General features: G+C 37.1%; 12 protein-coding genes. 11 read left to right on the forward strand and 1 reads right to left on the reverse strand.

Going from position 1 to position 11,946, the window contains the following annotated elements:
• Positions 1-71 precede the first annotated feature (71 nt).
• Complete coding sequence (locus HPOKI112_RS03235) at positions 72-548, reverse strand: phosphatidylglycerophosphatase A family protein (protein WP_025309755.1); 477 nt, start codon at positions 546-548, stop codon at positions 72-74.
• A gap of 147 nt (positions 549-695) precedes the next feature.
• Here HPOKI112_RS03235 and HPOKI112_RS03240 point away from each other — a divergent pair, with 147 nt between their 5' ends.
• From HPOKI112_RS03240 to HPOKI112_RS03285, 11 genes are all read left to right on the forward strand, one after another.
• Positions 696-1,805: a pyridoxal-phosphate-dependent aminotransferase family protein gene (locus HPOKI112_RS03240; protein WP_025276842.1), complete on the forward strand. Its 1,110-nt coding sequence runs from the start codon at positions 696-698 to the stop codon at positions 1,803-1,805.
• 8 nt (positions 1,806-1,813) lie between these two features.
• Complete coding sequence (locus HPOKI112_RS03245; protein WP_015427860.1) at positions 1,814-2,275, forward strand: phosphoribosyltransferase; 462 nt, start codon at positions 1,814-1,816, stop codon at positions 2,273-2,275.
• Position 2,276: 1 nt separating this feature from the next.
• Positions 2,277-3,596: a 30S ribosomal protein S12 methylthiotransferase RimO gene (rimO, locus tag HPOKI112_RS03250; RefSeq protein ID WP_025276843.1), complete on the forward strand. Its 1,320-nt coding sequence runs from the start codon at positions 2,277-2,279 to the stop codon at positions 3,594-3,596.
• Positions 3,597-3,706: 110 nt separating this feature from the next.
• A complete protein-coding gene (locus tag HPOKI112_RS08430; protein WP_235181154.1) occupies positions 3,707-4,834 on the forward strand; it encodes a GTPase in 1,128 nt (375 codons plus the stop codon).
• A 9-nt stretch (positions 4,835-4,843) separates the two neighbouring features.
• A complete protein-coding gene (locus tag HPOKI112_RS08435; protein ID WP_235180718.1) occupies positions 4,844-5,539 on the forward strand; it encodes an AAA family ATPase in 696 nt (231 codons plus the stop codon).
• On the forward strand, positions 5,536-7,251 hold the full coding sequence (locus HPOKI112_RS03260; protein ID WP_025275894.1) for a LeoA/HP0731 family dynamin-like GTPase: 1,716 nt from the start codon (positions 5,536-5,538) through the stop codon (positions 7,249-7,251). The genes HPOKI112_RS08435 and HPOKI112_RS03260 overlap by 4 nt, the downstream gene beginning before the upstream one ends.
• Positions 7,252-7,349: 98 nt before the next feature.
• Positions 7,350-7,655: a hypothetical protein gene (locus tag HPOKI112_RS03265; RefSeq protein ID WP_025275895.1), complete on the forward strand. Its 306-nt coding sequence runs from the start codon at positions 7,350-7,352 to the stop codon at positions 7,653-7,655.
• An 8-nt stretch (positions 7,656-7,663) separates the two neighbouring features.
• Entirely contained in the window at positions 7,664-8,731 is a 1,068-nt protein-coding gene (locus HPOKI112_RS03270; RefSeq protein ID WP_025275896.1) for an HP0729 family protein, read from the forward strand.
• Positions 8,732-8,766: 35 nt separating this feature from the next.
• A complete protein-coding gene (gene tilS / locus HPOKI112_RS03275) occupies positions 8,767-9,783 on the forward strand; it encodes a tRNA lysidine(34) synthetase TilS (protein ID WP_025276844.1) in 1,017 nt (338 codons plus the stop codon).
• A 92-nt stretch (positions 9,784-9,875) separates the two neighbouring features.
• On the forward strand, positions 9,876-10,862 hold the full coding sequence (locus HPOKI112_RS03280) for a tRNA dihydrouridine synthase (RefSeq protein WP_025275898.1): 987 nt from the start codon (positions 9,876-9,878) through the stop codon (positions 10,860-10,862).
• Positions 10,832-11,749 carry an outer membrane beta-barrel protein gene (locus HPOKI112_RS03285; protein ID WP_025309756.1) on the forward strand — a complete coding sequence of 306 codons (918 nt, stop codon included), beginning with the start codon at positions 10,832-10,834 and terminating at the stop codon, positions 11,747-11,749. Before HPOKI112_RS03280 ends, HPOKI112_RS03285 begins: the two co-directional genes overlap by 31 nt.
• Positions 11,750-11,946 lie beyond the last annotated feature (197 nt).

An 11,946-nucleotide genomic window follows, 5' to 3' on the forward strand; every position in this document is an offset into this window, starting at 1 on the left:
AACTCCCTAAAAACGATTGCAATAAAGTCTATCTATATTTACCTAAAAAAAGGCTTTTGAATTTTCTTAAATTAAAGTTTAATGTTAAAAAATCCTAAAATATTGATAATTAATAACACGCTCAATCCGGCTAAAACACCCGCTAAAGCGTCATCAGCCACAACCCCTAAGCCCCCTTTAACTTCTTTGTCTATCTTGCCAATGAGTGAGGGCTTAGTAATATCATAGATCCTAAAAAAGATAAAACTCAAAACCACACCCGCTAACGATAACCCGCTAATCGCCATCGCCAGCCACATGCCCACTAATTCGTCTATCACAATGTAAGAGCTGTCATGGATCTTACTCTCTTCTTCTTCTTTATCTATTTGAGCGATAGCGATAAGCCCAATGAAAACAGCCCCTAAAAACAAAGTGTTAGCCGAAAAAATTAAAACGGGTAAGCCTAGTAACAACGCTACTAAACTCCCTATCGTTCCAGGAGCTTTTTTAGAATACCCGCTAAAAAAAAGGGTTAAAAAACACGCGCGAAGACTAAATTTATCCAATCATTGCCTTAAATTCTTTTTAAATCATGGCATTTTAGCATTTTATTTGCATTAAAAAGCGATTTTCTTAAACAATAAGGCTTAATTTTAAGCGCGTTTTAGTATGATACCTTTTAAATTCTCTCAAAAATTAAAGGTTAATTTTAAATGTTGCTTTTCACTCCAGGCCCTGTAGCCATTAATGAAGAGATGCGCACAAGCTTTTCTCAGCCAATGCCCCACCACCGCACCAAAGATTTTGAAAAGATTTTCCAAAGCGTGCGAGAAAATTTAAAAAAAATGACCGGTTTAGAAGAAGTTTTGCTTTTAAGTAGTAGTGGGACAGGGGCTATGGAAGCGAGCGTGCTTTCCTTATGTCAAAAAGAGTTGCTTTTTGTTAATGCGGGTAAGTTTGGCGAAAGGTTTGGCAAGATCGCTAAAGCCCATTTTATCAAAGCCCATGAATTAGTCTATGAATGGGACACGCCGGCTCAAGTAGATGGAGTATTAAATGCGCTTAAAGCCAACCCTAATATTGATGCGTTTTGCATTCAAGCATGCGAGTCTAGTGGGGGGTTACGACACCCTGTAGAAAAAATCGCTCAAGCGATCAAAGAAACTAACCCGAATGTTTTTGTAATAGTAGATGCGATCACCGCTTTAGGGGTTGAGCCTTTAGAAATAACACATATTGATGCGCTCATTGGAGGGAGTCAAAAAGCGTTCATGCTACCTCCTGCGATGAGCTTAGTCGCATTGAGCCAGAAGGCGATTGAGCGCATAGAAGAACGCAATGTAGGGTTTTATTTCAATTTAAAGAGCGAATTGAAAAACCAAAGGGATAACACCACAAGCTACACCGCTCCTATTTTACACACTTTAGGGTTGCAACGCTATTTTGAATTAGTGCAAAATTTAGGGGGCTTTGAAGCACTCTATAAAGAGACTAAAAAAGCCGCTTTAGCCACTCAAAAAGCCGTTTTAGCTTTGGGTTTAAAGATTTTCCCTAAAAGCCCGAGCTTGAGCATGACAACGATTGTTAATGAGCATGCCAAAGAATTGAGAAACCTTTTAAAAGAAAAATACCAGGTGCAATTTGCGGGCGGTCAAGAGCCTTACAAAGACGCGCTCATTCGTATCAACCACATGGGGATCATTCCTGTTTATAAAAGCGCTTACGCTTTAAACACCCTAGAATTAGCCTTAAACGATTTGAATTTAAGGGGATTTGACGGCGTGGCGAATACAACCTTTTTGAAACAATATTATGAAATTTAAGGATTATAATGCATTATTCTTATGAAACCTTTTTGAAAGACAGCCTGGAATTAGTCAAACAAGTGGAGCGCATTTGCAATGTCCCAGAAGCCCTTGTGTGCGTGATGCGAGGGGGCATGACTTTAGCGCATTTTTTGAGTTTGCACTGGAATTTAAGGGAAGTTTATGGCATCAATGCGATTTCTTATGACACCACCCACCGACAAAACGCCCTAAAAATTGAAAATATCCCCACGATCAAAGAGCGTCTAAAAACCATTCTTGTGGTAGATGAAATCGTAGATAGCGGTAATTCTTTAGAAGCGGTGCTTAAAGTGTTGCAAGAAAAACACCCTGATAAAAAGTTTTATAGCGCGAGTTTGTTCCAAAAAACAAGCGCGAAATACAAAGCCCATGCGTTTTTAAAAGACGCTCCTGAATGGATTGATTTCTTTTGGGAAGTGGATTTGAAAAACTTAAAAAGCCATTAACATGCAAATTAAAGAAAACAAACAACTCTGCTTAATTTCATTAGGTTGCTCTAAAAATTTGGTGGATTCAGAAGTGATGTTAGGCAAGCTTTATAACTACACGCTCACTAATGACGCTAAGAGCGCCGATGTGATTTTGATCAACACTTGCGGTTTTATTGAAAGCGCCAAACAAGAGAGCATCCAAACCATTCTAAACGCCGCTAAAGACAAAAAAAAGGGAGCGATTTTGATTGCGAGCGGGTGCTTGAGCGAGCGCTATAAAGATGAAATCAAAGAGTTGATCCCTGAAGTGGATATTTTTACCGGCGTGGGGGATTATGACAAGATTGATATAATGATCGCTAAAAAACAAAACCAGTTCAGCGAGCAAGTGTTTTTAAGCGAGCATTATAACGCACGCATCATCACGGGATCGAGCGTGCATGCGTATGTTAAAATTTCTGAGGGTTGCAATCAAAAATGCTCTTTTTGCGCTATCCCTAGCTTTAAGGGGAAATTACAAAGCAGGGAATTAGACTCCATTTTAAAAGAAGTGGAAAATCTCGTGCTTAAAGGCTATACGGATATGACTTTTATCGCACAAGATTCTAGCTCCTTTTTATACGATAAAGGGCAAAAAGACGGCTTGATCCAGCTTATTAGCGCGATTGACAAACAGCAAGCCTTAAAGAGTGGTCGAATCTTATACCTCTACCCTTCTAGCACCACTTTAGATCTGATTGGTGCGATTGAAGACTCGCTTATTTTTCAAAATTATTTTGACATGCCCATCCAGCACATCAGCGACTCCATGCTCAAAAAGATGCGGCGCAATTCCAGCCAAGCGCACCATTTAAAGCTTTTAAATGCCATGAAGCAGGTTAAAGAAAGCTTTATAAGAAGCACGATCATTGTAGGGCATCCGGAAGAAAATGAGGGCGAATTTGAGGAATTGAGCGCGTTTTTGGACGAGTTCCGGTTTGATAGATTGAATATTTTTGCTTTCAGCGCTGAAGAAAACACGCATGCCTATTCTTTAGAGAAAGTGCCTAAAAAAATCATCAACGCTCGCATTAAAGCCTTGAATAAAATCGCTTTAAAGCACCAAAACCATTCCTTTAAGGCTTTGTTGAATAAGCCCATTAAGGCGTTAGTGGAAAATAAAGAGGGCGAGTATTTTTACAAAGCAAGGGATTTGAGATGGGCGCCTGAAGTGGATGGGGAAATTTTGATCAATGATAGCGAACTAACCACCCCTTTAAAACCCGGGCATTATACGATTATGCCTAGCGAATTTAAAGACAATATCTTACTCGCTAAGGTTTTAAGCCCTTTTTAAAAGTTAGCCATAAGGTTAAAAGTGCGGTTATAGCGTGGCTGGAGTGTGGGGGTTTGCGTTTTTTTTTTTTTTGTTAAAATGCGTCAGAAAAATCCGGCATGAGGGCAAAAATGAAAAACATTTATCTTGATGTGAAAGCCAATATTGAAAAGCTCCAAAATATTTTTAGAAACACTAATAATGAAAATGAAAGACTAAAAAAATCCAACCAAGAAGCGTTGGAGGTATTTCAAAAATTAGAATTTGAAAGCTTAAAAGAGCTTGAAAGTTTAAAAAATAACGAAGAGTGGGAAAATTTTACCATCGCCTTTTATGGGGAAACCAATGCGGGGAAATCAACCCTTATTGAATGTTTGAGGCTGTTTTTTAAAGAACGAAGCAAAATGGATCAACAAGAGCGATTCAGGCGGCTCTATGCAGAGAAAAATCATAGAGGTAGCGGGCATGCTCTTTTGGAGCTAGAAAAATTCCAAGATGGAGCGATCATAGGCGATGGGAGGAGCGATTTCACTACAGAAACCAAATCTTACACCTTGAAGCACGGCAACAAAACCTTTACTTTGCTTGATATTCCAGGGATAGAAGGCGACGAAAAAAAGGTTATTCAGCAAATTTCTAACGCTACACAAAAAGCCCATGCTATTTTTTATGTTACCAAAAAGCCCACTCCTCCGCAAAAAGGAGAAGAGAAAAAAGAAGGGACGATTGAAAAGATTCAAAAGCAACTTGATTCGCAAACAGAGATATATACCCTATACAATAAGTCAATTAACAACCCAAGAGCCTTAAAAGATGGGCTTATTGATGGAAGCGAAAAAGAAAGCTTAAAAATTTTAAATAAAGAAATGAAAAACATTTTAGGCAAACACTGCATGGGGCATCAAATAGTCAGCGCCCAAATGGCTTTTTATGGTCTTTCATCGGCTTTAATCCCAGAGAGTGATTTTTATAAAAACAAACAAAAATTTTTAGATTTTAAAGCGGAAGAATTATTATTGTATAAATGCCATTTTAAACAATTAGGAGGATTTATAGCCAGAACGCTTCTTGAAAACTCACGCAAAAAAATCATAGAATCCAACTGCAATAAAGCCTTAAAAGTGGTAGAACAATTGCAAAAAGCGATAAAAACCACGATTGAAAAACGGATCGATCCAATGATTAAAGAAGCACAAGAACACCAACAAGAAGCCCGCTATAATTTAGATCGTTCTACAGAAAAATTTATATTAAATTGAACCAATTCAGTGTTCTACGAAATCGATCAATTCAAATCTGACTTGAGAGAAAAAATGTATGTGCATATTAACAAAAATATTGAAGATGAGGAATGTAAAGAAATTTTTAAAAATGAACTCATTCAAGGAATTGAAACATTGCATGAAGACATAAAATGGCGGTTTAGAGAATGTGAGAAACGATTTGATGGAGAGATAAAAGAAGCTATTAAACAACTTGAATACAGAATTAAAGATTCTCTAGCAATGTTAGAGCACATCAGTATTGATAGAGGCTTTAATCTTAATTTTGATACTGATAGCGGCATTGATGGAACAAAATTAGCCACTTCAATAGGAGGTTTGGGTTTGCTTGGGATATTTAACGCTTGGAATCCTATGGGTTGGTTTGCTCTGACTACAGGGATTATTACAGGATTAGTTGGAATAGCTAGATCAATCTGGAGTTTTTTTGATTCAGACTATAAAAAATCCCAACAAAAAAAAGAAGTGGATAAGAATTTACATCAAATTTGTGAAAAAATTGCAGAGGATGTGAAAAGCCGACTTGAAAGTCGCAAAAAAGACATACGGGAAAAGATTGAAAAACTCAAAGCCAATCTTAGACCTGTTGATAATTACAAACGCATGAAAAGACAATTGAAAGAAGCCCATGAAAAATTAGGATACATCTCTCATAACATCAAAACAAGGAGCATGCAATGAAGAATGAAACGCTAGAACAATTTAAAAGAAATCAAAAGAGGAATCAAGAAAATCTTAAAAAATTGCTTGATTTTATCCATACTGGAGAGAAATATGGAATCCATATTGAAGAGTCTCTCAAAGAAAAAATCCATAATGCGATGGAAAATGTTGCCGATCAAAAACTTAAAGTGGCTTTAGTGGGAGGTTTTTCTGAAGGGAAAACATCCATAGCGGCAGCTTGGATCGATCGGCTAGATGAAAGCATGAATATAGATCATCAAGAATCCAGCGATGCAGTTAAAATCTATGACATAGATGATGAAATTGAGCTGGTTGACACCCCGGGACTATTCGGGTTTAAAGTAAAAGAACACGATAGCGGCAAAATAGAACGCTATAAAGATATTACAAAAAAATATATCAGCGAAGCCCACCTCATTTTATACGCACTCAACCCGTCAAACCCCATCAAAGAAAGCCATAAGGACGATTTGAACTGGTTGTTTAGGACGCTCAATCTTTTATCCAGGACGATATTTGTCATCAGCCGTTTTGATGAAGAAGCGGATATTGAAGATGAAGAAGATTACAACAAAAGATTTAAAATCAAAAAAGAAAACATCCAAAACCGACTGAATGATCTCATTTCTTTAAGCGAAAAAGAAAAAGAGGGTTTGATTATTGTTGCTGTTGCGGCAAACCCTTTTGATTTGGGGGTGGAACACTGGCTAAAGCATAAAGAAGAATTCCAAAAGCTTTCACATATCAAAACTCTGCAAGATGCGACGCAAAAAAAGATTAAAGAAAATGGCGGGAAATTAACCATCATAGAAGAAGCCAAAAAAAGCGTCATTCAAGATGTGGTCCATAGGCAAATGCCGCTTGCAAAAAAAGAGCAACAAGAGATTAAGAGAGAAATGGAATATTTGAATAAAACGCTTGAAAAAAGGCGAAAGGATATTCAAGATTTAAATAAAGAAATTTCTCAAGCCCGCATTCATTTAAGAGAATTTATAATAAGGTATTTTAGCGATCTCATCCGTCAAGTTTCTGGCACTAGCCTAGAAACCTTTAATGATTTCGCTATGAGAGAAATAGGCGATAAAGGCATCAATATAGAAACAAAAGTCCAAAATGAATTTGAAAGGCAAACGCAAGGGATTTCAAATGAAATCGCTAAAATTGAAACTGATTTTAATGCCGATAGGAGTTTTTTTGAAAAACATGCCGGAACATTTGGAAGGATTGGAATCAAACTTTTAGAACAAAGCAAGTTTATCAATGCGACTAACATCAAACTGGCTAGAGACGGGATAGTGGCTGTGGCAAAATTTACAGGCATAGATTTGGCTTTAAAATTCAAACCTTGGGGCGCTGTAAACTTGGCAGGCAGCATAAACAAAGGTTTACCGCTTATCGGTCTTGCTTTTGAAGTGTGGGATTCTTGGAAAGAAAGCCAAAAAATAGAAAAACTTGAAAAAGCTAAAAGAGAAATGGAATCCGATTTTAACAATCAAAAACAAGAAATCTTGGATCTCATCAATGATGAAACCAGATTCAAACAAACATGTTTCCCAATGGCGTTGGAACTGGAAAAATGCATTCAAGCATGCGAAGAAAGCGTTAAAAAAACGCAAGAGTGCGCTCAAGGTTTGGAAAAATGGATTCAAACTGGCGAAGATTTTATCAAGGGCGAAGATTTTATAGATGTTGAGCCTGAAGAGGAATGAACTGAATTTGTGTTAAAATACCGAATGCGCCAACGCTAGAACGCTTGCTAGTTTTTGGCTAGTAAGCGGTATTTTAAATCTTTCAATAAGGAAAGGCGATGTTTTCTAAAATTTGCTCATCTTTTAAGCTCGCCAACGCACTTAAGTGTTTTTTATTCAAACGCATTTCAAGCCCCATGCAAAGCGCTCGCATTACCACAATGGTTTTGGGTATCAAAGACGCTTTCAATGACGATAAAGATCCATTGAATAACGCTTGTGAAGCTTTGGATTTGGTAGTGAAATTTAAGAAAGAGCACCCGCAAGATTTTGACGAATTGTTTGAAATTTTAAAAGAACTCATCCAAGAATACGAACAAAATCCTGACGAGATCAAACAAAACCTCAAAGAAATCCTAAAATAAGGCAAGGCATGAACCACCTTTTAATCCTTTATAACCCTTACTATCAAAAAGATGTCATCCAACAACATTTAAGCGTTTTACAGGAAAAATCCCAAGTGGGCTTTGGTAAAATCCGATCAAAGCTCAACGATCAAGAAAAGCACGACTCTTTAGAAGAGATTTACAAAGCCACCAACGAAAAAAATTTTTTGCAGCTTTTTTTGACCGATTACGCTAATTTATTTGCCGCTAAGGTAATAAAGGTTTCTAAAGAGATTGATGAGGGTTTGATCCCTAGCTATTATAAAGAAAAAAATTTGGAAGTGGAAGACTTTTTTATTATCAGCGATTTAAGGGAATTAGTCAGGGAAGATTTTAGCCTTTTAAGGGATCAATTTTTAGCCAATTTCATCGCACCAAACAACCACACTTACGCCATTTATGGGAATAATTATGTCTATCCTTTGCCGGTAAAGTTAAAAGAAGAGCGTTCTTATTTTTTAGGCGATGAAAAGCATTATCTGAGCGTATATAAAAGCAAAGAATATTTAACCATGCAAGAAAATTTCATGCGTTTTGTTTTTGGCAAAAGGCTTTTTTACCTCTTACACCCTGATAGCATCAATAACATCATTCATGCCGAATTAGAGCTTTTACAAAGCGAAAACGATCTTTTGAATGATTTTACCAGTATCATCGTCAAATACTCCAAAACCTTAGAATACGAAATTTATACTTTTGCTAAACAAGTTCTTTTAAAGGCTTGCAAAAAAGATCCCAGCCTTTATGATTTAGTTTATAAAGTCCAAGGAAAATCTCTTACGCTTAAAGATTTTTTCACTAAAAAGCCCAATCTTGGGAGCGTTAAATTTTTACTCAAACACGAAAAAGTCCAATGCCATTTAGAAGAAAACTTAAAAAGATTCATCAATTATCCTTTTTCAAAAAGCCTAAGTCTCATTCAAAACATCCGCAACGAAGCCGTTCACGCAAAAGCTCCGAGTTTGCATGAAGTGGAAAAACTCAGGAATGAAATTTTAGGCATAGAGGGTGCGAGCTTACTCAAAGGCGTTTTAACCCACAAGGAAACTTCATAAAAGTGCAATCCATTCAGCATGCGTTTAACACCGATTTGACAGCGCGAGATTTTAAAAATTATTTAGAGCCTTTAAGAGAGAGTCAAAATTTATTGGGTTTTTCAGGTGGGTTGGATTCTACTTGTTTGTTCCATCTTTTGGTTGGAGAAAATATCGCTTTTGACATCGCTTTAGTGGATTATAACACGCAAAAACAACGCCTTGAAATCATCCAACACGCTCAAAAACTCGCAAAAACACACCATAAAAAATGCTATATCCATTACGCCCCAAAAATCGCGCGCAATTTTGAAATGCAAGCGAGAAAAGTTCGCTATGATTTTTTTGAAGCCCTAACAAAAGAGCATTCTTACAAGCATTTGATTTTGGCGCACCACTTGAATGACAGGCTGGAATGGTTTTTGATGCAATTAAGCAAAGGTGCCGGATTAAACACGCTTTTAAGCTTTCAAGCCTATGAAAAAAGAGAATCTTATGCGATCGTTCGCCCCTTGCTCTACACCCCTAAAGACACCCTTAAAACGCTCGCTAAAGATTTGAAATTTTTTGAAGACGATTCTAATTCTTCTTTAAAATTCAAACGCAATTTTTTCAGGAAAAATTACGCTAACTCCTTGATGCAAGATTATTCTAAGGGCATTATCCAAAGTTTTAAGTTTTTGGATGAAGAAAAAGAGCGGCTTTATCCTTTGATTCCCGTTTCACAAATGCATGGGATCACTTTTTTTAAGTATTCGCAAAATGCGCTTTTTATGGTGGATAAAATCTTAAAGCAAAAGGGGTATGTGTTGAGTTTTTCTCAAAAAGAAGAAATCAAGCGCCATTTTTTTAGCTTGGAAATCGCTCAAAAATTCATCATTGAAAGCGACAAAGAGTGTGTGTTTATCGCTCTTAAACCCCAAAAAACTTTAAGCATGCCAAAGGATTTTAAAGACAGAGCTAGGAGGTTGAATATCCCTAAACGCTTAAGGCCTGTTTTATACGCAGAATTTTTAAAACAACCAACGCATGATTTTTTAACCCGTTTCAAACAGAGTTTAATGGATCTATAAAAGAGCTTCATTTTAATCAAGCGATAAGTTTTAAAGCGCTTTTTAACCTTGATTGTGTCAAAATACAGCAAAAAACTTTGATATGAGAGCGAATGGACTTTAAAAATAAAAAATGGCTTTTTCTAGCCCCTCTAGCAGGCTATACGGATTTGCCTTTTAGGAGCGTGGTGAAAAAATTTGGCGTGGATGTTACCACAAGCGAAATGGTGAGCTCGCATTCGTTAGTGTATGCGTTTGATAAAACTTCTAAAATGTTGGAAAAATCCCCTTTAGAAGATCGTTTCATGGCGCAAATTTCAGGCTCTAAAGAAAGCGTAGTCAAAGAAGCGGTGGAGAAAATCAACGCTTTAGATCATGTGAGTGGGATTGATTTTAATTGCGGTTGTCCCGCTCCTAAAGTGGCTAATCATGGTAACGGTAGCGGGCTATTGAAGGATTTAGACCACTTAGTGAAGCTTTTAAAAATCATCAGAGAAAACACCAATAAAAAAATCACAAGCGTGAAAGTGCGTTTAGGCTTTGAAAAGAAAATCCCTAAAGAAATCGCTCATGCCCTAAATGACGCGCCGGTGGATTATGTGGTGGTGCATGGGAGGACACGAAGCGACAAATACCAAAAAGATAAAATAGATTATGAAAGCATCGCTTTAATGAAAGGGATCTTAAAAAAGCCTGTGATAGCCAATGGCGAAATTGACAGCGTGAAAAAAGCCTTTGAAGTTTTGCAAATCACGCAAGCTGATGGGCTGATGATAGGGCGAGCAGCCTTAAGAGCCCCATGGATATTTTGGCAAATCAGAAACAACACCACAAAATTGCCCGCAGTCGTGAAAAAAGATCTGGTTTTAGAACATTTTGATAAAATGGTGGAGTTTTATGGGGATAGGGGGGTGGTTATGTTTAGGAAAAACTTGCATGCTTACGCTAAAGGCGAAATGCAAGCGAGCGCGTTTCGTAACTGCGTCAATACCCTTACAGAAATAAAGAGCATGCGAGAGAGCATAGAGGAATTTTTTAATCAAGAAATGTTGCAAAGTGAAGTGCCATTATGGGTAGAATTGAATCAAAAAAGCGTTTGAAAGCACTTGTTTTTTTAGCCAGCTTGGGGGTTTTGTGGGGCAATAGCGCTGAAAAAACGCCTTTTTTTAAAACAAAAAACCACATTTATCTAGGTTTTAGGCTAGGCACAGGGGCTAATGTGCACACAAGCATGTGGCAACAAGCCTATAAAGACAACCCCACTTGCCCTAGTAGCGTGTGTTATGGCGAGAAATTAGAAGCCCATTATAAGGGGGGTAAAAACTTGTCTTATACCGGGCAAATAGGCGATGAAATAGCTTTTGATAAATACCATATTTTAGGATTAAGGGTGTGGGGGGATATAGAATACGCTAAAGCGCAATTAGGTCAAAAAGTGGGGGGTAATACCCTTTTATCCCAAGCCAATTATAACCCAAGCGCGATTAAAACCTACGATCCTATTTCAAACACTCAAGGCTCTTTGAATTTGCAAAAAACCCCAAACCCCCAAAACTTCCTTTTCAATAACGGGCATTTCATGGCGTTTGGTTTGAATGTGAATGTGTTTGTTAACCTCCCTATAGACACCCTTTTAAAACTCGCTTTAAAAACAGAAAAAATGCTGTTTTTTAAAATAGGCGTGTTTGGTGGGGGTGGGGTGGAATACGCAATATTATGGAGTTCTCAATATAAAAATCAAAACACGAATCAAGATGATAAATTTTTTGCAGCGGGTGGGGGGTTTTTTGTGAATTTTGGGGGTTCTTTGTATATAGGCAAACGCAACCGCTTCAATGTGGGGTTAAAAATCCCTTACTATAGCTTGAGCGCGCAAAGTTGGAAAAACTTTGGCTCTAGCAATGTGTGGCAGCAACAAACGATCCGACAAAACTTCAGCGTTTTTAGGAATAAAGAAGTTTTTGTCAGTTATGCGTTTTTGTTTTAGTTTGGCTTCGTTTTTATTAAATACTGATGATAAAATTCAAAAGATCATTTTATCGTTACAAAAATCAACGCTTTAAAGATAAATAAGTTAAAATACCCCAAAATCTTTTTTTTTTTTTTTTTTTGAAATACAATAAGTCTATGGTAAAATCAAATCAGTTGTAAATCTATTACCATTTTAGAATATTTTAGCAACAA

This window comes from Helicobacter pylori oki112, assembly GCF_000600085.1.
In the GTDB taxonomy this organism is placed as follows: Bacteria; Campylobacterota; Campylobacteria; order Campylobacterales; family Helicobacteraceae; genus Helicobacter; species Helicobacter pylori_CY.